The organism is Rhizobium sp. BK376 (genome assembly GCF_004341625.1).
Classification (GTDB): Bacteria; Pseudomonadota; Alphaproteobacteria; order Rhizobiales; family Rhizobiaceae; genus Rhizobium.
Window position 1 is genome coordinate 36,003 of record NZ_SLZG01000003.1, and the last position, 20,832, is coordinate 56,834.

Here is a 20,832-nt window from a genome sequence, read left to right on the forward strand (position 1 = left end):
TCGCAGCGCGGGCGAGTCCCTAGCCGTTGCGGAACACTAATCTAGTTAACCCACGTTCCTTCCGTTCCGCGACCGAATCGATGGGTTTCATGCAAGAAGCATTTGCGTTTTTGGCACATGACGGCGAACTGGCCCGCCTGATCGCCGATTTTGATTGGTCTTCCACTTCGATTGGTTCCCACCAGCGCTGGCCGCAAAGCCTCAAGACGACGATAGCGCTCGTCCTGCAGTCGCCCGTTCCGATCGTCACGCTCTGGGGCGAAGAAGGCATCATGATCTACAATGATGCCTATTCCGTCTTCGCTGGCGAAAGGCATCCGCGGCTGCTGGGGTCGAAGGTACGGGAAGGCTGGCCCGAGGTCGCCGATTTCAATGATAACGTGATGAAGGTGGGCTTGAGCGGCGGCACCCTCGACTACGCCGATCGGGAACTCGTTCTGAACCGCACGGGCAAGCCCGAAGCAGGCTGGATGGATCTCTACTATTCGCCCGTCATAGACGAGGCGGGCAAGCCGGCGGGTGTCATCGCCGTGGTCGTCGAGACGACGGCCAAGGTCAAGGCGGAGCGGCGCCTGCGGGGCGAACGCGAGCGATTGACGCGCATGTTCGAGCAGGCCCCGGGTTTCATGGCCATGACGGTGGGTCCCAACCACGTGTTTGAAATGGCAAATGAAGCCTACCTGCGGCTCATCGGAAATCGCGACATCTTGGATCATCCGCTGCTGGAAGCCCTGCCGGAACTGAACGAGCAGGGCTTTCGCCAATTGCTTGACCGCGTCTATTCCACTGGCGAGCCGTTTGTCGGTGAATCCTCCCGCGTGTTGCTGGAAAGGGAGCCCGGTCGCGTCGCTGAAATATTCGTCGATTTCATCTTCCAGCCGGTCCTGGGAGAGGATCGAAAGCCGGTCGGCATCTTCATCCAGGGAAATGACGTAACCGAGCAGAAGCGGGCGGAGAACGCCCTTCGGCGGGAAACGCGGATCCTCGGCGTCTTGAACAGGCTGGGTGCCGATCTCGCCGCGGAGCTGGACCTTGAGAAGGTCGTCCAAATGATCACCGACGCCGGCGTGGAGATGACAGGCGCCGAGTTTGGTGCATTTTTCTACAATGTAATGGACGAAAACGGCGAGCGTTACATGCTCTATGCGTTGTCCGGCGTCCCACGCGAAAAATTTGCTGATTTCCCAATGCCGCGGGCAACGGCAGTCTTCCAGCCGACCTTCAAGGGCGAGGGCGTCATTCGGTCCGACGATATTCTGCAGGATGCCCGCTACGGAAAAAACGAACCCCGTAAGGGAATGCCGAATGGGCATCTCCCCGTCAGAAGCTATCTGGCTGCCCCGGTAATCTCCAGTTCGGGCGAAGTCATAGGCGGCCTCTTCTTCGGGCATCGGTTGCCTGCCATGTTCAAGGCAGAGCATGAGGAACTGATCGTCGGCGCGGCCGGTCAGGGCGCCATCGCCATGGACAATGCGCGACTGTTTCGGGCGGCCGAACGGGAACTCGCGGAGCGCCGGCGGGCCGAGGAAAAGCTGCAAGCCCTGAATGTCACGCTCGAACAGCGCGTATCGGACGAGTTCAACGAGCGCGTCAAGGCGGAGGAAGCCCTCCGCCAGGCACAGAAAATGGAAGCGCTCGGCCAACTCACCGGCGGCGTGGCGCATGATTTCAACAATCTGCTCCAGGTGGTCTCCGGCAACCTTCAACTCCTGTCGCAGGACGTATCCGACAATGCCAGGGCTCAAAGACGCGTCGAAAACGCATTGGCGGGCGTGAGCCGCGGATCGAAATTGGCAAGCCAGCTCTTAGCCTTCGGACGGCGACAGCCGCTCGACCCAAGGGTCGTCAATATCGGTCGGTTGGTATCCGGCTTTGAGGATATGCTGAGAAGAACCCTCGGCGAGTCGATCGAGATCGAGACGGTTCGCTCCGGCGGCCTCTGGAATGCGCTAGTCGATCCGACCCAGGTGGAAAATGCGCTGCTCAATCTGGCGATCAACGCGCGAGATGCAATGGACGCCGGCGGCAAGCTCACCATCGAGGTCGGCAACGCTTATCTCGACGACAACTACGCCCGGCAGCACGACGAAGTCCTGGCTGGCCAATATGTCATGCTCGCCATCACCGATACAGGGTCTGGGATGCCGCCCGATGTGGTGGATAAGGTCTTCGACCCCTTTTTCTCGACGAAGCCTGTCGGCAAGGGCACGGGCCTTGGTCTGTCCATGGTCTATGGTTTCGTCAAGCAGTCCGGCGGCCACGTCAAGATCTATAGCGAGGTGGGGCAGGGAACTACGGTCAAGCTCTATTTCCCGCGCGTTCATCAGCGGGAGGATACTGCCAGCGAGACCGATTTCGGTCCCGTCACTGGCGGCACGGAGACCATTTTGGTTGCCGAGGATGACGAGCAGGTCCGGGCAACGGTCATCGAACTTCTTCATGAGCTCGGCTACGGCGTTTTGAGAGCGAAGGATGCCGCCAGCGCGCTCAGCGTCATCGAGAGCGGCGTATCGGTCGATCTTCTCTTTACCGATATCGTCATGCCCGGTACGCTGAAAACCACGGAACTCGCGCGTCAGGCCCGCCGGAGGCTGCCGAACCTCGCCATTCTGTTCACCTCGGGTTACACCGAAAACGCGATCGTTCATGGCGGGCGCCTGGACCCCGGTGTCGAACTCTTGTCAAAGCCCTATAGTCGGGAGGCTCTGGCCCGCAAGATCAGGGCCGTGCTGAACAATCGCAAGCAGCGCGAGTTCGTCGAGGAGACGTTGGGGGCTGTCAACTCTCCGCTCAAACCGGCGAAAAGACCCTCTCACTCCGTGCTTGTCGTCGAAGACGACGCGTTGATACGCATGTCGACCCTCGAGATGGTGTCGCAACTCGGGCACAGTGTCGAGGAGGCCGCCAATGTCAGCGACGCAATCCGTCATCTGGAGAGCGGTGATATCGATGTCGTCATAACCGATCTCGGATTTCAAGGACTGACGGGCATGGATCTTGCGCGCGAAATAGCAAAGCGCTGGCCCGATATCGGCGTGATCTTTGCCACGGGCCAGGACGAGCCGCCGTCCATCGACCAGGATATTGCCTCGGCGTTCATTCGCAAACCCTACGGGCCCGACGACATTTCCGCGGCAATCGGCGCGGTCACGAATGATGTTCCGTTAAAGAGACGTGATGGGCAGGGTGAATGACAGGTTGCCGGCAGCTTTCCGAAATCGGGAAGCGCTGTGGGTCAGCTCACCCGCTCCACATACACACGGATACGCCCGCCGCAGGACAGGCCGACATTCCAGGCGGTTTCGTCGGCCACGCCGAACTCCAGCATTTTCGCCTTGCCCGAAGCGATGACGTCCATGGCTTCGGCAATGACCGCGCCTTCGACGCAGCCGCCCGAAACGGAACCTGCAAAATTGCCGTCCGCATCGACCACCAGATGACTGCCGGCAGGCCGGGGAGCCGATCCCCAGGTGTCGATAACGGTGGCAATCGCGACATCGCGGCCGTTACTTTTCCAATCCTCTGCAAGATACAGCGGATCGAGATCGTCGGATGATATTGGCATGTCGGTCTCCGGACGCACGGAATGGCTGCAGGCTTTGTCTGCAGCCGGCGTTGGCATTCATGCCTGGAAGTCATAGCGCATCCGCGGGCGGTTTCAATGCGCGACAGGCTCATTCGAATTGATGCATTCGAATTCCTGCAGCGCCACTGCCGCCTCCTGGAATGCAAGTCGAACGAGGGGATGCGGCGTTCGAAGAATATGTTCGGCCATCAGCCTCAATTCGCTGGCGAGATCGTTCGGCGCCTCGGAAAACCTTCCGTCGTGGAATTCGAACTCTTCTCGCGTCTTCCAGATTTCATCGGCTGCCTGTCTGAGCAGACGCCGCCGTTCAAACACCGTCATCTCGTCGACATGCTTTACCGCATCGAAAAGCCGTGATGCGCTGATCTCGCGGAAGCTTCGCTCGCAGGCATCGGCGGGAACGCCAGGGCCTCCCTTGTTCTCCCAGGAAAGCAAACCATGTCCTCCATCAGCTTTCTCTTGCAAAGATGAAATAGAGACAAGGCCCGCGCAGCCAAGCCACAGCTGGCAATGGCGGTTAATTTTGTTTTAAAGCTTGGGTTCGATGCAATGGCTGATGCGTCGCTAAATCTGGCGGGATGTCTTCGAAAAAATCATGGCGGACAGGGAGGGATTCGAACCCTCGGTACGCTTTCACGTACACACGCGTTCCAGGCGTGCGCCTTAAACCACTCGGCCACCTGTCCATCTGCGCTTCACATCCGGTCTGGAGGCAAATCGTCGGAACGGCGCGATATATACCGATGAATTTCGCCGGATCAACCCGAGTCTAACAGTTTTTTGACTTCTCTGTATAAAACTCTCGATCAGACCTCCGTTGCGCGAATGCTGCTGACGCCCTATCTATTTTTTCAGGCGGAGTTTTATAGCTGGCGGCTTCCCCCCAAACGCCTGCCGATGGGTTTTGAGTATAGGAAGGGTCGATGCGTTTCCTGCTCCGTTTTGCGAGTCTCGTGGCACTGGTCGCAGCCACCATTGCCGGCACGCTCGATTCCATTCAGTCAGTGGCGGCGTCTGCTGTCGTGATGACGCCGATGCAGGATGCCCTGCAGGATTTGAGCCCTTCGGCGCTTACAACGCTTCAGTCCGCCGTCTCCTATTACATTCATCCGAGCCTCTATAATCAGGTCATCGAGTGGGTCATGTCGCAGCCGGCTTTCGCAGTTCTTCTCACCATTTCCCTTCTTCTCTGGATGATCGCCTATAAGAAGCCGCCGGCTTCTGGCCGCTTTGCGGCGTGATGTCGGATTGGTTGCAAAAACTGCGTATCTGGCCCTTGTCGCGCTCGGTCCTGCGTCGGAATCCACTGCATATCTGGGCATTTTAAGCTGTTTATCTGGCTATAAAAAACGCAGATCGACGGCTAAAACGTTCAAAAATAAGGCCATTTGGCCGGGTTTTTGGCAGACTCTACAAATCTTTACCAACTGAAAAATTTCTCGTGAATTTTTCGTGCAGCCATGCAAGGATGCGCGCCAAGCCGTGCCTCGGGGGAGGCTGGCGGTACCGCAGACATGCTCGGATAAGAGCTTGCGGGAGGACCCAACAAATAGCAACAACAGGGCTGCATCACATGAAAAAATCCCTTCTGACTCTCTTTGCCTTGGCTGCAATGTCGGCAACGGCGCTTGCGGCCGACATCAAGCCGGCGATCGTCTATGGTACTGGCGGCAAGTTCGACAAGTCCTTCAACGAAGCAGCCTATAACGGCGCAGAGAAGTTCAAGAAGGAAACCGGCGTTGCCTATCGCGACTTCGAGCCGACGGGTGACACCCAGGGCGAACAGGCGCTGCGCAACTTTGCAAGTAAGGGCTTCAACCCCGTTATCGCTGTGTCCTTCGCATGGACGTCCGCTCTTCAGAAGGTCGCTGCCGAATATCCGAAGACCCAGTTCGTGCTGATCGACGACAGCCTCGATCTGCCGAACGTCCGCTCGGTCAAGTTCAAGGAAAACGAAGGCTCCTACCTCGCCGGCGTCATGTCCGCGATGGCCTCCAAGACCGGCAAGATCGGCTTCGTCGGCGGCATGGACATTCCGCTGATCCGCAAGTTCGAATGTGGTTATGAACTCGGCGCCCGCGCCGCCAACCCGAAGATCGAAGTCTTCCAGAACATGACCGGCACGACGGGCGCAGCCTGGAACGATCCGGTTCGCGGCGGCGAACTCACCAAGAACCAGATCGACCAGGGTGCCGACGTGGTCTACGCAGCTGCAGGCGCGACCGGCCTTGGCGTTCTCCAGACGGCAGCCGACAACAAGAAGCTCTCCGTCGGCGTCGACTCGAACCAGAACTACCTGCATCCGGGCTCGGTTCTGACCTCGGTCGTAAAGCGCGTCGACCTCGCAGTCTACAATGCTTTCATGGATGCCAAGGACGGCAAGTTCACTCCCGGCACCCAGGAACTCGGCCTGAAGGAACAGGGCGTAGACGCTGCGATCGACGACAACAACAAGTCGCTGATCACGCCCGACATGCAGGCCGCCGTCGACAAGGCGCGCGCCGACATCATTTCCGGCACTGTGAAGGTTCACGACTACACGACCGACAACGCCTGCCCGAAGAGCTGATATGAAACGAGGGCGTATGACGGTATTGTATCGTCATACGCCCTTTTCATATCCGGAATTCCGCTTTTTGGGAGCCGTGTAAGTGAGCCAAGCCCCTGCTATCGAACTCGTGGGCATCGATAAGAAATTCGGTGCGGTCCACGCCAATAAAGATATTAACCTGACTGTTTCCAAGGGCTCGATCCACGGAATCATCGGCGAAAATGGTGCCGGCAAATCGACGCTGATGTCGATTATCTACGGTTTCTATCAAGCCGACAGCGGCGAGATCCGCGTCAATGGCAGCCCCATCACGATCCGCGATAGCCAGGCCGCGATCAGCGCCGGCATCGGCATGGTGCACCAGCATTTCATGCTCGTCGACAATTTCACAGTGCTTGAAAACGTCATGCTCGGCGCCGAGGGTGGCGCACTCCTTGCCAAGGGCGTGGCCTCGGCAAGGGCCGAGCTGAAAAGGCTGGAAACGGATTACGGCCTCGAGGTCAATCCGGATGCATTGATCGAGGAGCTTCCCGTCGGTCTGCAGCAGCGTGTCGAAATCCTCAAGGCCATGTATCGCGGCGCGGAGATCCTGATCCTGGACGAGCCGACCGGCGTGCTGACGCCCGCCGAAGCCGATCACCTGTTTCGCATCCTTGGCGTTCTGCGCGACCAGGGCAAAACCGTTCTACTGATTACCCATAAGCTGCGTGAGATCATGGCTATCACCGATACGGTGTCCGTCATGCGCCGCGGCGAGATGGTGGCCACCCGCAAGACATCGGAGACGACAGTCGAAGAGCTCGCCGAGCTGATGGTGGGCCGGCGCGTTCTGCTGCGCGTCGAAAAGGGCGAGGCCAATCCCGGCGACGTTGTTCTCTCCGTTCGCAATCTGACGGTCAAGGACGGCCGCGGCGTGACCATGGTCGACAATGTTTCCTTCGATGTTCGCGCCGGCGAAATCGTTGGCATCGCCGGCGTTGCCGGCAATGGTCAGTCGGAGCTGCTGGAAGCGATCGCAGGCATCCGCAAGCCGACCTCGGGCGAAATCTTCCTCGACGGCAAATCTATCGACAAAGCGGACCCGGCGAGGCTGCGCGAACTTGGCCTTGGCCATATCCCGGAAGACCGGCACCATATGGGCCTCGTCCTGAAGTTCGAGGAATACGAGAATTCGATCCTCGGCTATCACCGCGACCAGAAATACGGCCGTGGCGGCCTGCTTGATCTCGAGGCCATCAAAAAGGATGCGATCGAAAAGATCGAGAAATACGACATCCGTCCGCCGAATGCGCAGCTGAAGACCGCCAATTTCTCCGGTGGCAACCAGCAGAAGATCGTCGTCGCGCGTGAGATCGAGCGCGACCCGAAGATGCTGCTGATCGGCCAGCCGACGCGCGGCGTCGATATCGGTGCCATCGAATTCATCCATCGCCGAGTCATCGACATGCGCGATGCCGGCAAGGCGATCCTGCTTGTATCGGTGGAACTCGATGAAATCCGCGCGCTCTCGGACCGTATCCTCGTAATGTTCGCCGGCCATGTCGTCGGCGAAAAGACGGCTGATGCCGGTGAACAGACCCTCGGCCTGATGATGGCCGGCATTGCCGCATGAGGCCCCGATGAGCACTGCTTCCGTACCGCTTCCCAATTGGATCAGCTATGGCTTGATCCCTGTCATCAATATCATCGTCGCCTTCCTGATTTCCGGTCTTGTGGTCTGGCTGATCGGCGAGAATCCGCTGGACGCGCTGGTGCTTCTGCTGCAGGGCGCGCTCGGCAACGGCGAAGGCATCGGCTTTACGCTTTTCTATGCGACGAGCTTCATCTTCACCGGCCTTTCGGTCGCCGTTGCTATCCATGCCGGCCTGTTCAATATCGGCTCGGAAGGGCAGGCCTATGTCGGCGGCCTCGGCTGCGCGCTGGCGGCGCTGACGCTCGACAAATATGTGCCCTGGTATGTGACGATGCCCTTCGCGGTCATCGGCTCCGCGGTATTCGGCGCACTCTGGGCTCTGATTCCGGCATGGCTGCAGGCCAAGCGCGGCAGCCATATCGTCATTACGACAATCATGTTCAATTTCATCGCCTCGGCGATGATGAACTTCATTCTGGTGCATGTGCTGATCGTGCCCGGCAAGATGGCGCCGGAAACCCGCACCTTCCTCGAAGGCGGGCAGTTGCCGAAACTGGACTGGCTGATCGCCATGTTCGGCTCGACGATAGGTGCCGCCCCGCTCAACGTTTCCTTCCTGATCGCGCTCGTCATGTGCGTTCTGGTCTGGTTCCTCGTCTGGAGGACCAAGCTCGGTTACGAGATGCGTACCCTCGGCCTTAGCCAGACCGCTGCCGTTTATGCCGGCATTCCCTATGCGCGCACGGTCATTATTGCCATGCTGATATCAGGCGGCCTCGCGGGCATGATGGCGCTCAACCCCGTCATGGGCGCTTCTGCACGCCTGCAGGTTGAATTCGTGCTCGGTGCGGGCTTTGTTGGCATTGCGGTGTCACTGATGGGCAGAAACCATCCGTTCGGCATCATCCTGGCGGCTATCCTGTTCGGGATCCTGTATCAGGGCGGCGATGCACTCTCTTTTGACATGCCCGACATCACCCGTGACATGATCGTGGTGATCCAGGGGCTTGTCATCCTCTTTGCCGGTGCGCTGGAATATATGTTCCGACCAGCCATGGTGCGTGCCTATCAGAAATTCGCGAGAGCCTGAGGATCGGACAATGGAATATTACGACACCCTCATCAGTATCCTGGGCTCGACGATCCGCCTCTCGATCCCGCTGATCTTCACCGCTCTTGCCGGTCTGTTCTCCGAGCGGGCGGGCATTTTCGACATCGGTCTCGAAGGCAAGATGCTGGCATCCGCCTTCGCTGCGGCCTGTGTTGCCTCGGTGACAGGCTCGCCCTGGCTCGGCCTGCTCGCCGGTATTCTCATTTCGGTGTTGTTCGGCCTGCTGCACGGCTTTGCCTCCATCACCAATCGCGGTAACCAGATCGTATCGGGCGTTGCGATCAACTTCCTGACGGCTGGTCTAACGATCGTGCTTGGAAACTCCTGGTTCGGGCAGGGCGGCCGCACGCCGACGCTTCCCGCAACCGCGCGCTTCGGCTCGATCGTGCTGCCGGGTGCCGATGCATTGCGGGGCGTGCCGATCATCGGGCCGCTCTATGCCAACGTTATATCCGGCAACAATATCCTGACCTATCTCGCCTTCATCGCCGTGCCGATCAGCTGGTGGATCCTCTATCGCACGCGCTTTGGCCTGCGCCTGCGCGCCGTCGGCGAAAATCCGGGTGCGGTCGATACCGCCGGCATCTCGGTCGAATGGCTGCGTTACCGCTCACTGATCTGCGCCGGTATCCTCTGCGGTTTCTCCGGCACCTATCTGGCGATTGCCCAGTCGGCCGCCTTCATCAACAACATGTCGGCCGGCAAGGGCTATATCGCGCTTGCCGCGCTGATCTTTGCCAAGTGGAAGCCGGTGCCTGTCATGTTCACCTGCCTGCTGTTCGGTTTCCTCGATGCCTTCGCAAACTTCATGCAGGGCAAGGATGTTCCGCTCATCGGTGAGGTCCCGGTGCAGATTTTCCAGGCATTGCCCTATATCCTTACCTGCATCCTGCTGGCCGGTTTCATTGGTGTCGCCAATCCGCCGAAGGCCGGTGGCGTCCCCTATGTGAAGGAGCGCTGATCCATGTCGCATGATCTTTTCGAAGCCGCCCGTGACGCAATGGCTTTTGCCCATGCGCCCTATTCGAAATTCCCGGTCGGCGCGGCCATCCGCGCCGAGGACGGCAAGATCTATGCCGGCGCCAACATCGAAAACCTCTCCTTCCCGCAGGGCTGGTGCGCCGAGCCGACCGCGATCAGCCATATGATCATGGGCGGAGCGAAGAAGATCGTCGAAATGGCCGTGATTGCCGAAAAGCTGCCGCTCTGCCCGCCCTGTGGCGGCTGCCGGCAGAAGATCGCCGAGTTCGCCAGCAAGGGCACCAAGATCTATCTCTGCGACGAGACTGGTGTGAAGAAGACCATGTCCATGGAAGAGCTTCTGCCCTTCAGCTTCGAAACCGAGATACTGGGATGACCGACGCCGTCGACCTGCTCACCGAGAGGCTCGGCCCGCTGTCACCGCGCCACGGCATCGTGCTCGGTTCGGGTCTTGGCTCGCTCGTTGCCGAACTGGCTGATGCCGTCCGCATACCCTATTCGGAACTGCAAGACTTCCCGGTCAGCGCGGTTTCCGGTCATGCCGGCGAACTCGTCGCCGGACGGCTTGGCGATGTTCCTGTTGTCATGCTCTCAGGCCGCGTCCACTATTACGAGAAGGGTGACGCCAACGCCATGCGTGTCCCGATCGAGACCCTGAAAGGTCTCGGGGTGGAGAAGCTGATCCTGACGAATTCCGCAGGTTCCCTCCGCGAGGAGATGCCACCCGGGTCGGTCATGCAGATCACCGATCACATCAACTATTCCGGCATGAACCCGCTGATCGGCGCGCATAGCGATAATCGCTTCGTCGGCATGACCAACGCCTATGACAGTGAAATGTCGATGGCGATGCGGCGCGCCGCCGAAGCTGCAGGCGTCGGCCTTTTCCACGGCGTCTATATGTGGTTTTCCGGGCCAAGCTTCGAGACGCCGGCGGAAATCCGGATGGCCCGCATTCTCGGCGCCGATGCCGTCGGCATGTCGACCGTGCCCGAGGTCATTCTTGCGCGTCTTTTCGGCTTGAGGGTTGCGGCGGCCTCCGTGATCACCAATTATGGGGCGGGTATGACCGGCAACGAATTGACCCACGAAGAAACAAAAGACATGGCGCCCGTCGGTGGCGCCCGTCTGGCCGCGATTCTGAAAAAAATGATTGCGGATGGAGGAAGCGAATAATGGCAAACCATTCGATAAGGGAGACGGCGGCGGTAGCACTTTCCCTGCTTGACCTGACCAATCTCAAGGACGATTGCACGGACGCGCAGATCGTCACGCTCTGCGCCCGCGCCCAAACCCCTTTCGGCCATAGCGCCGCTATTTGCATCTGGCCGCGTTTCGTGGCCCAGGCCCGCGGCATTCTCGGTGCCGACCATCCGGTGAAGATCGCAACGGTGGTGAATTTCCCCGCCGGCGATATGGAGGTCGCTGACGTTGCCGCAGAAACCCGTGAGGCGATTGCTGACGGCGCCGACGAGATCGATCTCGTCATTCCTTACCGCGCGTTGATTGCCGGCAACGAGCAGACCGTCACCGACATGGTTGCCGCCGTGCGCGCCGAATGCACCGGATCGACCTTGCTCAAGGTCATTCTGGAGACCGGCGAGCTGAAGGATGTGGCGCTGATCAAGCGTGCTTCGGAACTCGCCATTGCCGCAGGCGCCGATTTCATCAAGACATCGACGGGCAAGGTTGCCGTAAACGCGACGCTGGAGGCAGCAGACGTGATGCTGCGGGCGATCCGCGAGAGCGGCCGGAAGATCGGCTTCAAGCCGGCGGGCGGCATTGGCTCCGTTGCGGATGCGGCACTTTACCTGAGCCTTGCCGAAACCATCATGGCGCCGGATTGGGCGATGCCGTCAACCTTCCGCTTTGGTGCGTCCGGTCTGCTCGATGACATCCTCGTCGTGCTGAGCGGCGGCGAGCCGGCAAAGGTGGCTGCGGCCAGTTACTGACATGATTCCGCAGGAGATCATCCGGCAGAAGCGGAACGGCGGAACTCTTTCCGCCGCCGACATCTATGTTTTCATCGATGCGCTTGCCCGGGGCGAGCTCTCCGAGGGCCAGATCGGTGCTTTTGCCATGGCCGTCTGGTTCCGTGGAATGACCCCCGAAGAGACCGTGGCGCTGACCCTTGCTATGGCGCATTCCGGCGACACGCTCTCGTGGCCGGGCCTGGACCGCCCGATCGCCGATAAGCATTCCACGGGCGGTGTCGGCGACAATGTTTCGCTGATGCTTGCGCCAATCGCCGCCGCCTGCGGCCTTGCGGTGCCGATGATATCGGGCAGGGGACTTGGCCATACCGGCGGTACGCTGGACAAACTGGAATCCATTCCAGGCTATACGATTACGCCTGACGCAGGGCTTTTCCGAAAGGTCGTCGAGCAGGCGGGTTGCGCCATCATCGGCCAGACCGGCAGTCTGGCCCCCGCGGACGGCAGGCTTTATGCGGTACGCGACGTGACCGCCACGGTCGATTCCGTTCCGCTGATTACTGCCTCCATCCTCTCGAAGAAGCTGGCCGCCGGCCTTGAGACGCTCGTACTCGACGTCAAGATCGGCAACGGCGCCTTCATGACATCGAAGGACGAAGCCGAAACGCTCGCCCGCTCGCTGGTCGAGGTTGCCAATGGGGCCGGGGTCCGGACGTCAGCGCTCATCACCGACATGAACGAGCCCTTGGCGGATGCTGCCGGAAATGTCGTGGAATTGCGAAACTGCCTGGATTTTCTGGCTGGCCGCAAGGCGGATACGCGTCTCGAAACTGTGGTAATGGCCTTCGCCGCCGAGATGCTCGTCCAGTCCAAACTGGCGGCGTCGCTCGAGGAAGGAGAGATCGCTGCTCGTCAGGCTTTGGCGTCCGGCAGGGCGGCGGAAGCCTTCGGCAAGATGGTTCACGGCCTGGGAGGGCCGGCCGATCTTCTGGAGCAGCCTGACAGATATCTCCAGAAGGCTCCTGTTCAGAAGGCAGTTTATGCACCTGTCGATGGCTGGCTCGCCGCATGCGACGCCCGCTCGACCGGCATTGCCGTCATCGACCTTGGCGGCGGTCGCCGCCGCCCGCAGGACAGCATCGACCACCGTGTCGGTTTCAGCGATCTTCTGTCGCTTGGAACGAAGGTGACAGCAGGCGACCCCATCGCGACCGTGCATGCGGCGGATGAGGACGCTGCGGAAAGGGCGGCGGCTAGTCTTCTGGACAGCTATCGGATTTCCGATGATGCGCCTGATTTGCCGCCTGTCATCGTAACGCGACTGTAAGCGCTACTGCATGAGATGGAGCGAGCCATCCTCGACGCTGTATGAATTGAGCTTCTTGAGGAAGCTGACCCCGATCAGCGTGGAGCTCAGCGCCTCGTCCTTCAGCACGAGCGCGTCGACGTCGTTGACCTTGATCGAGCCGATCTCCATGCGGTCGAGCTTGACATAGGCCGCCTTCGTGGCGCCGTTGGCCGTATTGACGGAATAGCGATAGTCGAGAGCGTTGCCGCTGAAGCCAAGATGCCTTGCGGTCGTCTCGTTCAGCGCGACATAGGTTGCCCCGGTATCGATCAGGCCCTGGACGGGTTTGCCGTTGATCTTGAAGTCGCCATTGTAGTGGCCCTGCGTGTCCGCCTTCAGCCGGACATTGCCACGGGCATCGACCACGACCGGCTGCTGCGATAGCGCAACGTTCAGGACGGGTTTAGGAGAAATGTCGGCAGAGCCGCTCGTCTCGAAGAGAGACGGCACCTGGGTTGCGATCGCCGCGACCACCCCGGCGAAAACCAGCATACGAATGAGCATCAACAAGAATCCTTCCCGTATAAACCCCGGCTTCATGCGAGGCGTGCTTCATATCGCAACCTTTATCTTCTGTTTGCTGACAAGTTGCTAAGAACGAGGAAAGAAAAAGCCCGGCACTTGATTTCGCCGGGCTTAAAATTTTTGAAATAGTTAAGAAAGGCTGAAGTTACTTCGTGCCGTACATACGGTCGCCGGCGTCGCCGAGGCCGGGAACGATATAGCCCTTCTCGTTGAGATGGCTGTCGATGGCAGCGGTATAGACCGGGACATCCGGATGGGCGTCGCGGAAATGCTTGATGCCCTCAGGGGCCGCCAGCAGGCAGAGGAAGCGGATATTGTGAGCGCCGCGCTCCTTCAGCTTGTCGATCGCGGCGATCGAGGAATTGCCTGTCGCCAGCATCGGATCGACGACGATGATCAGGCGTTCCGAAATGTCCTCGGGCGCCTTGAAGTAATATTCGACCGGCTGCAGCGTCTCATGATCGCGATAGACGCCGATGTGGGAAACACGGGCCGAGGGCACGAGATCGAGCATGCCTTCTAGCAGTCCGTTTCCGGCGCGCAGGATCGAGGCGAAGACCAGCTTCTTGCCCTCGAGGATCGGAGATTCGATTTCCTGCAGCGGCGTCTCGATCGTTTCCATGGTCAGTTCGAGATCGCGGGTCACCTCGTAGCAGAGAAGCGTCGAGATTTCCCTGAGCAGGCGACGAAAGCTACCCGTCGATGTTTCCTTGCGGCGCATGATGGTGAGCTTGTGCTGCACAAGGGGGTGATCGATGACAGTGACGCCGTCCATGGTTTCAGCCTTCCGATAATTTCCTGATATCAGATGTTTCTTTCACCGAAATCGATCCCGCTGCAAGAGAGGAGGCGATTTTAGCGCCAAGCCATCCCCAATCCGAGGCGGAATCTCTCATATTTTGGCAAGCAGCGCCTTCCGTGTCGCTTCATCGACGAAGGCGGCTTCGATGCCGGTGCGTGTCATCTCGTTGATTTCTGCATCGCTGAAGCCGAAGGCCTCCGAGGCCAGTTCGTATTCGCGCTTCAGCGAGGTGTGGAAGAATGGCGGGTCGTCGGAGCTGATCGTGACCCGCACGCCGGCTTCCTTCAGCCTGCGTAGTGGATGCGAGGCGAAATCGGGGAAGACCTTGAGCGCAATGTTGGAACCGGGGCAGACCTCCAGCACGGTTCCGAGATCGGCGAGCCGCTTGACCAATTCGCCATCCTCGATCGCCCGCACGCCATGGCCGATACGCGCCGGTTTGACGAGATCCACCGCGTCAGCGACGCTAAACGCACCGCACACTTCGCCGGCATGGATGGTAATCCCGAGACCGGCCTCGCGGGCGATGTCGAAGGCGCGCGCGTAGTCGGCAACGCGACCCATGCGCTCTTCGCCCGCCATGTTGAATCCGGTAATCAACGGATTGTCGCTCTTTGCGGCATATTCGGCCGCCCGGATGACGCGCTCCGGTCCGAAATGGCGCTCGCCGGTCACGATTAGGCGCGCTTCGATACCGGTTTTCTCTTTTGCCGACAAAATGCCCGCGGAGACGCCGGCCATATAGGCGTCAGCGCCGAGACCGATGCGCTCCCCATGATCGGGAGAGACGATCAGCTCGCTATAGATCGTGCCGATGGATGCCAGCTCTTCGAGGTAGGTCTCGGTCAGAAGGGCGTAGTCCTCTTCCGTGCGATAGACTTCCGACACCTTGTCGTAGCTGACCAGGAATTCCGCGAAATCATTCCAGAGATAGACGCCGTCGCGCATGAAGCTCGTGGTGTCGACGCCGTATTTACGCGCCTGGCTCTCCGTCAAAGCAGGCGGAGCCGCACCTTCCAGATGGCAATGCAGCTCGACCTTCTTCAGATGCGATGTCACAGAAAGCTCCTTCCATGCGGCCCGGCCGCAATCCCCAGATGATATGCAATGGTTTCGCCTATATCGGCATAGCTTGGACGAATGCCGATCGCCCGCGATCGGATTCCTGGCCCGTAAGCGATGATCGGCACACGCTCGCGCGTATGGTCGGTGCCCCGCCATGTCGGATCGCATCCGTGGTCGGCGGTCAGGATGACGAGATCGCCGGCCTTGAGCTTGCGATGGACTTCCGGCAACCGCGCATCGAAGGCTTCCAGTGCCGCCGCATACCCCGCAACGTCGCGGCGGTGGCCGTAGACCATGTCGAAATCGACGAAATTGGTGAAGACCAGATCGCCGTCGGCAGCATTGTCCATTGCCTCAAGCGTCGCGTCCATCAGCGCCATGTTGCCATTGGCCTTGATCACCTTGGAGACTCCCTGGTGTGCGAAGATGTCGCCGATCTTGCCGACCGCATGAACCGTCCGCTCGGCCGCAACAAGCCGGTCGAGCAAGGTTGGTTCCGGCGGCAGCACCGAAAAATCACGACGATTGCCGGTCCTTGCGAAAGTGGCTCGCGTCTCGCCGACGAAGGGTCGGGCAATGACGCGGCCGATATTGTAGGGATCGAGCAGAGTGCGGACGGTTTCGCAGAGCTTGATCAGCCGCTCGAGGCCGAAATGGGTTTCGTGGGCCGCGATCTGGAAGACGGAGTCCGTCGACGTATAGCAGATCGGCTTGCCGGTACGGATATGTTCCTCGCCGTATCTGGCGATGATATCGGTGCCGGATGCGTGACAGTTGCCAAGGATGCCCGGTATCTCCGCAGCCTTGCAGATCGCCTCGACAAGGTCAGGCGGAAAGGCATCGCCCTCGGACGAAAAATAGCCCCAGTCGAACATGACGGGCGTTCCTGATATCTCCCAGTGCCCGGAAGGCGTGTCTTTGCCTCGCGAGACTTCGTTGGCGCAGCCATAGAGACCATAAAGCCTTTCCGGCATTGGCATTCCCGCCGGATAGGCGCCGGTGGCCGCTTTCGCAATCTGCATCAGGCCGAGGGTCGACAGATTGGGCAGTGCCAGGGGGCCTTCGCGCAAGCCGGCGCGGTCTGCGGCCCCTGCGGCGCAGAATTCGGCGATATGCCCAAGCGTGTCGGCACCCTCGTCACCATAATCCACGGCATCCGGAGCACCGCCGACGCCGAAGGAGTCGAGAACGAAGAGAAACGCGCGTGCCATTATCCACCCGATACGAGATTGAGAGCGCCGACTGCCGGCCGGCAGCCGCCTCCATGCGCTTTAACCCTCACCCATATATCGAGGTAAGAGGCTTTGCAATTTTCATGTTCGGGCAGGTGAAGGAGGTAGCCGCCTCAGCAGTCGCTGCACGGGATCGATTGTCCGGTGCGTTGCCGATAAAAATATTCCCTGGAGATCGTAATCGTATTGGTCCCTGACGGCAGGAAATCGGGGCCGAAACTCAGCATCTGATACGGAATGGATAGTTCCGTGCGAACGAGAAACGAACCCGCCGTGTTCATGTCCGTGGGGACGCCAGACGCGGCACTGCCCGCACTGTAAGGCGTGGTCCCGTTCTGCGCCCACGACCACGCCACCGTTGCCTTGGAACTGCTGTCGATCGTGATGCCGGTGATCTTCATGGTCATGCCCGTCGTGCCGAAGGGTGCAAAGATTGCGCTGGCCGCCGACGGCATGGTCGCAAGAAAGGATTTGGTGACGCTGCTTTGCTGCGTCACGATATCGGCGATCGTACCGGAGGCGCGACTTGTACGCTTGGCAACGCTCAGCGCGACCGTGATTTCCAGCGCGCCGAGATAGAGCAGCAGCAATACGGGAGCGAGAATGGCGAATTCGATTGCTCCGATGCCGCGCTTGTCACGGCTAAGGCGGATCAGGAGTCCCAAAGGTATCATGACTCCGCGCGCGTCGGTCGGCTGCGGGGCGGGCGACTCATTTCGGAAATTACGGTCACGCACCATTTCAGGGATACTTTTCGTTCTGGAAGGCAGCAGTGGCCACGATCAGGAATATGCTCGGTATGGATCCATCCGAAGGTCGGATCGTACTGACGAAAGGGCGAACAAGGTCGGTAATGATCTGCCAGCGATAGTAGGCTCGAAGCATGTTGATCGTGCCGGAACCACCAGGTGAATATTTCAGGCCCGACGTATCAAGGTCGCCGTTCTTCATCGGAACTGTCGTCGGCATGCTGCCAAACGAGGTATAGCTTTCCACGTCGAGCCAGAGTTTGTCCGGTGTGGCGATCTCTGTTGCCGAGCATTGGATCAATATGTTGATCTCGTTACAGAAGAGCTGGCGGAATTGCGCCTGCGTCTTGTCGGTGCTGCGGCCGAGATTGTAGGTGATCTGTCCGGTTCGAAGCTGGCGCCCGACAGTGTCGACCGCGTTCGACACCAGTTGCTCGGCGGTAAAGGCTATGAACGTTTCCAGAATGGCAAAAACGATGACGAAATAGGGAATGGCCAGAAGCGCGAATTCGATCGCGGTTGCACCATCCCGCGAATGGATAAGACCACGCCATCCCCTGAGAACGGTCGTAGCTCCGCCTCTGTCTTCACGCCCTACCGTCATCCAGCCACCGAATATCATTTCGAAACCCAGGCTAAACTAGGAAACGTTTGTTGATATTCCGTTTCTTGGCTCCATGAAATTTGAGGGAGCGATGAGGCTTCAGGGGCCGGCGGCGGCCGGGGCAGCAGCTCCGTTGTTGTTCTGCTGCGCATGCACTTCGCAATTGGGCGTGCAGGACAAGACCGATCGATCCGTCTGGCGGAAGACGCGAACGGTATTGCCCTCATCGATCGACACCAGAATGCGGTCGTCGAGGATCGCATTGCCGTCTGCGTCGAGAAGCACGATGTTCGTTGTGCCGAAGGCTCGACCTGTCAGCACGATGGTCTTTGGGTCCGCCACTGTCGCATCCGCAACCTGCGAATTTCCGACGATGACCTTGCTCACGGGCCGGTCGAGTTTCAAGACGCGGGCATGGTCCATATAAACCCGCAGCATGTCATCCGCAGCCTGCGCAATCTGCGGGATCAGCCAGGAAATGGCGATGACGCAAGCAAGGGATGCCGTTCTACCGTGGGTTGACATTATCAGGCCTCTTGGAGCGTTCATGCAGGGTAAAGATGCCATAGAATGAAAAAAAATGGTAAATGAACGATTAAGATATGGTGCTGGTGTATAAATACGGGTCGCTTAAGGTGCTGGGAATATTCAAAATGGGAACGTGCGTCGCAGCATGTAATATTTCGAAACGTTGCTCCGCTTAATTATCAATTTCTAAAGCTATATACTGCAGAAGACGCTCCATAAATTCAATAGAATGATTTCTAACTTTGCTATCAAACGTTAACTAAGCTATTGCGGTTTCGGGGTTTACTGATTGTTAACTCACTTCTTTAAGTCGATAGAAACGGGCATTCGGTACCGTCTTTGGCATCCGATCAACGGCAAACAGTTGGCGGACGTGCTGACCAACAAGTGGAGTAGGATTGATCCATGACCAAGCTTTTCGCCCGTTTCCTGAAAGATGAATCCGGTGCAACCGCCATCGAATACGGCCTCATCGCCGCTCTGATCTCCGTTGCCCTGATCGCCGGCGCTTCGAGCCTCGGCAACGCTCTGAACGCGCAGTTCCAGAACCTTGCTACCGTAATGAATGACCCGTCTTCTGCTGTTAAGCCGTGATACGGGCTCTGGTTGCCGCTGTTAAGTCTCGACAGATGGCCAGGTGATAATGAAACCGCCTTTTTAACGAAAGGCGGTTTTTTGACTTATCGCTTCCGCAACATTGCGGGATTAATTTCCGCGCAGGAGAGCATGATGATCGAAGCTGCTACATTTCTGATCTTTCCTCTATGCCTCTCCATTGCAGCGCTATCTGATCTTTTTACGATGACGATCCCGAACCGGGTGTCGCTGATCCTCATAGCTTCGTTCTTGGTCATCGCCCTGTTATCAGGCGTGCCTTTGCAATTGATCGGAATGCATTTTGCCGGTGCAGCCATCGTCTTTGCAGTTTGTTTCGCCCTCTTTGCCGTCAATGTCATGGGCGGCGGCGACGCTAAGTTACTGACTGCGGCCGCTCTCTGGTTCGGCTATGACCCCTCGCTGCTGATCTTTCTGATTTACGTTGCCTATATTGGTGGCTTGGTCACGATTGCCATCGTCTTGCTGCGTTCTCAGCGTCAGACGATCAATACGATGGGCCTGCGCATTCCCGATTCCTTGCTTATTGCCAAGAAAATACCTTACGGCATCGCAATCGGAATCGCTGGATTCCTCGCTTATCCCTCATCGCCTCTTATGGAAGCAGCGCTTGGCCGGCTTCACTAGCGATCTGGCAAAAGACACCTTCCGTTAACTTAAATTGTAAGCAAGCCGTTAACCATACTTACACCAATTCCGGAGCATTCTGCGGGGCGAAGAGTCGAATTCCCCGAGGAATGATCCATGAAACCCGCTCGCATAATGATACTCGCAGTGGCGGTCGTCGCGGCAGGTCTTGCCGGACTGCTGGCGATGCGTCTGGCTGGCGGCCACAATGTCGTGCAGCGGCAAGTCGAGGCCGTGATACAGAAGGAGCCCAGCGTCAATGTGCTGGTGGCAGATGCCAACCTTCCCGTCGGCGCCCGGCTGAACGACAAATCCATCCATTGGATGGCCTGGCCGCAGAGCGGTGTGGTCAAGGGCTTCATCACCCAGGCGGAACGGCCCGATGCGCTCAAGGATCTGAACGGGGCCATCGTTCGCCTGCCGATCTTCGAGGGCGAACCGATCCGTGAAGAGAAGGTGGCGGATGCCAATAGCCGCACCCTCTCGTCGCTGCTGCCCACTGGCAAGCGGGCTGTGGCGACGGAGATCTCGGTCGCAACGGGCGCCGGCGGCTTCATCCTCCCCAATGACCGTGTCGACGTGATCATGGTCCGGAAGGGTACCGACGCCCAGAAATTCCAGACCGAGACCGTACTCAGCAACGTTCGTGTTCTCGCGATCGACCAGCAGATCCAGGAAAAGGACGACGGCACCAAGGCTGTGGTCGGCACGACCGCGACACTGGAGCTCACACCCGATCAGACCAAGGTTTTGGCTGTCGCCCAGCAGATGGCCGACAGGCTTTCCCTCGCGCTGCGCTCCGTTGCCGATGCACAGGAGCCGGATACGGGAGCTGCCGATTATCTTCTGACAGGCGACAGCGGCGCCTCGGTCGTCCAAGTCATCAAATCGGGTGCGATCGTCACCAACGGCACGGCGGTCAAGGCACAATGAGAAGAAGC

22 protein-coding genes and 1 tRNA gene are annotated in these 20,832 nt (G+C 59.0%); 13 read left to right on the plus strand and 10 right to left on the minus strand.

Annotation, left to right across the window (positions count from 1 at the left end):
- Positions 1–89: 89 nt before the first annotated feature.
- The gene (locus tag EV561_RS08525) at positions 90–3,194 is read left to right on the plus strand and encodes a response regulator (protein WP_132520057.1); all 3,105 of its coding nucleotides are present in this window, start codon (positions 90–92) and stop codon (positions 3,192–3,194) included.
- Positions 3,195–3,235: 41 nt separating this feature from the next.
- Here EV561_RS08525 and EV561_RS08530 read toward each other — a convergent pair whose 3' ends face one another.
- The 3 genes from EV561_RS08530 to EV561_RS08540 all read right to left on the minus strand — a co-directional run bounded on the left by EV561_RS08530 (position 3,236) and on the right by EV561_RS08540 (position 4,272).
- A complete protein-coding gene (locus EV561_RS08530) occupies positions 3,236–3,565 on the minus strand; it encodes an XdhC family protein (RefSeq protein ID WP_132520060.1) in 330 nt (109 codons plus the stop codon).
- Positions 3,566–3,658: 93 nt separating this feature from the next.
- Positions 3,659–4,021 carry a hypothetical protein gene (locus tag EV561_RS08535; RefSeq protein WP_132520063.1) on the minus strand — a complete coding sequence of 121 codons (363 nt, stop codon included), beginning with the start codon at positions 4,019–4,021 and terminating at the stop codon, positions 3,659–3,661.
- 161 nt (positions 4,022–4,182) lie between these two features.
- Positions 4,183–4,272 (minus strand) — tRNA-Ser (locus tag EV561_RS08540).
- 237 nt (positions 4,273–4,509) lie between these two features.
- Between EV561_RS08540 and EV561_RS08545 the strand changes: the two genes are divergently transcribed.
- From EV561_RS08545 to deoA, 9 genes are all read left to right on the plus strand, one after another.
- Positions 4,510–4,827 (plus strand): hypothetical protein, encoded by a 318-nt coding sequence (locus tag EV561_RS08545; RefSeq protein WP_132520066.1) that lies wholly within the window; start codon positions 4,510–4,512, stop codon positions 4,825–4,827.
- 332 nt (positions 4,828–5,159) lie between these two features.
- Entirely contained in the window at positions 5,160–6,155 is a 996-nt protein-coding gene (locus tag EV561_RS08550) for a BMP family ABC transporter substrate-binding protein (RefSeq protein ID WP_132520069.1), read from the plus strand.
- 82 nt (positions 6,156–6,237) lie between these two features.
- The gene (locus EV561_RS08555) at positions 6,238–7,749 is read left to right on the plus strand and encodes an ABC transporter ATP-binding protein (protein WP_132520072.1); all 1,512 of its coding nucleotides are present in this window, start codon (positions 6,238–6,240) and stop codon (positions 7,747–7,749) included.
- A gap of 7 nt (positions 7,750–7,756) precedes the next feature.
- Positions 7,757–8,860 carry an ABC transporter permease gene (locus EV561_RS08560; RefSeq protein WP_132520075.1) on the plus strand — a complete coding sequence of 368 codons (1,104 nt, stop codon included), beginning with the start codon at positions 7,757–7,759 and terminating at the stop codon, positions 8,858–8,860.
- 10 nt (positions 8,861–8,870) lie between these two features.
- A complete protein-coding gene (locus EV561_RS08565) occupies positions 8,871–9,842 on the plus strand; it encodes an ABC transporter permease (RefSeq protein WP_132520078.1) in 972 nt (323 codons plus the stop codon).
- Between the two features lie 3 nt (positions 9,843–9,845).
- Entirely contained in the window at positions 9,846–10,238 is a 393-nt protein-coding gene (locus tag EV561_RS08570; RefSeq protein ID WP_132520081.1) for a cytidine deaminase, read from the plus strand.
- Entirely contained in the window at positions 10,235–11,038 is an 804-nt protein-coding gene (locus EV561_RS08575; RefSeq protein WP_132520084.1) for a purine-nucleoside phosphorylase, read from the plus strand. The genes EV561_RS08570 and EV561_RS08575 overlap by 4 nt, the downstream gene beginning before the upstream one ends.
- Positions 11,038–11,814, plus strand: coding sequence for a deoxyribose-phosphate aldolase (gene deoC / locus EV561_RS08580; protein ID WP_132520087.1), 777 nt, complete (start codon positions 11,038–11,040; stop codon positions 11,812–11,814). The genes EV561_RS08575 and deoC overlap by 1 nt, the downstream gene beginning before the upstream one ends.
- Position 11,815: 1 nt before the next feature.
- Positions 11,816–13,123 carry a thymidine phosphorylase gene (gene deoA, locus EV561_RS08585; protein ID WP_132520090.1) on the plus strand — a complete coding sequence of 436 codons (1,308 nt, stop codon included), beginning with the start codon at positions 11,816–11,818 and terminating at the stop codon, positions 13,121–13,123.
- A gap of 3 nt (positions 13,124–13,126) precedes the next feature.
- Here deoA and EV561_RS08590 read toward each other — a convergent pair whose 3' ends face one another.
- The 7 genes from EV561_RS08590 to EV561_RS08620 form a co-directional block, all read right to left on the minus strand.
- Positions 13,127–13,684: a TIGR02281 family clan AA aspartic protease gene (locus EV561_RS08590; RefSeq protein WP_207910506.1), complete on the minus strand. Its 558-nt coding sequence runs from the start codon at positions 13,682–13,684 to the stop codon at positions 13,127–13,129.
- Positions 13,685–13,814: 130 nt separating this feature from the next.
- On the minus strand, positions 13,815–14,444 hold the full coding sequence (gene upp / locus EV561_RS08595; RefSeq protein ID WP_132520096.1) for a uracil phosphoribosyltransferase: 630 nt from the start codon (positions 14,442–14,444) through the stop codon (positions 13,815–13,817).
- A 117-nt stretch (positions 14,445–14,561) separates the two neighbouring features.
- A complete protein-coding gene (locus EV561_RS08600; RefSeq protein ID WP_132520099.1) occupies positions 14,562–15,530 on the minus strand; it encodes an adenosine deaminase in 969 nt (322 codons plus the stop codon).
- On the minus strand, positions 15,527–16,747 hold the full coding sequence (locus tag EV561_RS08605) for a phosphopentomutase (protein ID WP_132520102.1): 1,221 nt from the start codon (positions 16,745–16,747) through the stop codon (positions 15,527–15,529). Before EV561_RS08605 ends, EV561_RS08600 begins: the two co-directional genes overlap by 4 nt.
- Positions 16,748–16,881: 134 nt before the next feature.
- The gene (locus tag EV561_RS08610; RefSeq protein WP_132520105.1) at positions 16,882–17,442 is read right to left on the minus strand and encodes a TadE/TadG family type IV pilus assembly protein; all 561 of its coding nucleotides are present in this window, start codon (positions 17,440–17,442) and stop codon (positions 16,882–16,884) included.
- Between the two features lie 67 nt (positions 17,443–17,509).
- A complete protein-coding gene (locus tag EV561_RS08615; RefSeq protein ID WP_132520108.1) occupies positions 17,510–18,121 on the minus strand; it encodes a TadE/TadG family type IV pilus assembly protein in 612 nt (203 codons plus the stop codon).
- Positions 18,122–18,220: 99 nt separating this feature from the next.
- A complete protein-coding gene (locus EV561_RS08620; RefSeq protein WP_132520111.1) occupies positions 18,221–18,646 on the minus strand; it encodes a pilus assembly protein N-terminal domain-containing protein in 426 nt (141 codons plus the stop codon).
- Between the two features lie 408 nt (positions 18,647–19,054).
- Between EV561_RS08620 and EV561_RS08625 the strand changes: the two genes are divergently transcribed.
- From EV561_RS08625 to cpaB, 3 genes are all read left to right on the plus strand, one after another.
- On the plus strand, positions 19,055–19,243 hold the full coding sequence (locus EV561_RS08625) for a Flp family type IVb pilin (RefSeq protein ID WP_132520114.1): 189 nt from the start codon (positions 19,055–19,057) through the stop codon (positions 19,241–19,243).
- A 135-nt stretch (positions 19,244–19,378) separates the two neighbouring features.
- Entirely contained in the window at positions 19,379–19,891 is a 513-nt protein-coding gene (locus EV561_RS08630; protein ID WP_132521602.1) for a prepilin peptidase, read from the plus strand.
- Positions 19,892–20,008: 117 nt separating this feature from the next.
- Positions 20,009–20,824: a Flp pilus assembly protein CpaB gene (gene cpaB, locus EV561_RS08635; protein WP_132520117.1), complete on the plus strand. Its 816-nt coding sequence runs from the start codon at positions 20,009–20,011 to the stop codon at positions 20,822–20,824.
- Positions 20,825–20,832: the final 8 nt, after the last annotated feature.

What these genes read in the sequence shown, in the direction of transcription:
- EV561_RS08550 (WP_132520069.1), top strand. Translation starts at nt 5,160, where the DNA reads ATGAAAAAATCCCTTCTGACTCTCTTTGCCTTGGCTGCAATGTCGGCA.
- EV561_RS08575 (WP_132520084.1), top strand. Translation starts at nt 10,235, where the DNA reads ATGACCGACGCCGTCGACCTGCTCACCGAGAGGCTCGGCCCGCTGTCA.
- EV561_RS08590 (WP_207910506.1), bottom strand. Translation starts at nt 13,684, where the DNA reads ATGAAGCCGGGGTTTATACGGGAAGGATTCTTGTTGATGCTCATTCGT.
- EV561_RS08565 (WP_132520078.1), top strand. Translation starts at nt 8,871, where the DNA reads ATGGAATATTACGACACCCTCATCAGTATCCTGGGCTCGACGATCCGC.
- EV561_RS08620 (WP_132520111.1), bottom strand. Translation starts at nt 18,646, where the DNA reads ATGTCAACCCACGGTAGAACGGCATCCCTTGCTTGCGTCATCGCCATT.
- cpaB (WP_132520117.1), top strand. Translation starts at nt 20,009, where the DNA reads ATGAAACCCGCTCGCATAATGATACTCGCAGTGGCGGTCGTCGCGGCA.
- EV561_RS08625 (WP_132520114.1), top strand. Translation starts at nt 19,055, where the DNA reads ATGACCAAGCTTTTCGCCCGTTTCCTGAAAGATGAATCCGGTGCAACC.
- EV561_RS08560 (WP_132520075.1), top strand. Translation starts at nt 7,757, where the DNA reads ATGAGCACTGCTTCCGTACCGCTTCCCAATTGGATCAGCTATGGCTTG.
- EV561_RS08545 (WP_132520066.1), top strand. Translation starts at nt 4,510, where the DNA reads ATGCGTTTCCTGCTCCGTTTTGCGAGTCTCGTGGCACTGGTCGCAGCC.
- upp (WP_132520096.1), bottom strand. Translation starts at nt 14,444, where the DNA reads ATGGACGGCGTCACTGTCATCGATCACCCCCTTGTGCAGCACAAGCTC.
- EV561_RS08615 (WP_132520108.1), bottom strand. Translation starts at nt 18,121, where the DNA reads ATGACGGTAGGGCGTGAAGACAGAGGCGGAGCTACGACCGTTCTCAGG.
- deoA (WP_132520090.1), top strand. Translation starts at nt 11,816, where the DNA reads ATGATTCCGCAGGAGATCATCCGGCAGAAGCGGAACGGCGGAACTCTT.
- EV561_RS08630 (WP_132521602.1), top strand. Translation starts at nt 19,379, where the DNA reads ATGATCGAAGCTGCTACATTTCTGATCTTTCCTCTATGCCTCTCCATT.
- EV561_RS08525 (WP_132520057.1), top strand. Translation starts at nt 90, where the DNA reads ATGCAAGAAGCATTTGCGTTTTTGGCACATGACGGCGAACTGGCCCGC.
- EV561_RS08610 (WP_132520105.1), bottom strand. Translation starts at nt 17,442, where the DNA reads ATGATACCTTTGGGACTCCTGATCCGCCTTAGCCGTGACAAGCGCGGC.
- EV561_RS08530 (WP_132520060.1), bottom strand. Translation starts at nt 3,565, where the DNA reads ATGCCAATATCATCCGACGATCTCGATCCGCTGTATCTTGCAGAGGAT.
- EV561_RS08605 (WP_132520102.1), bottom strand. Translation starts at nt 16,747, where the DNA reads ATGGCACGCGCGTTTCTCTTCGTTCTCGACTCCTTCGGCGTCGGCGGT.
- EV561_RS08570 (WP_132520081.1), top strand. Translation starts at nt 9,846, where the DNA reads ATGTCGCATGATCTTTTCGAAGCCGCCCGTGACGCAATGGCTTTTGCC.
- deoC (WP_132520087.1), top strand. Translation starts at nt 11,038, where the DNA reads ATGGCAAACCATTCGATAAGGGAGACGGCGGCGGTAGCACTTTCCCTG.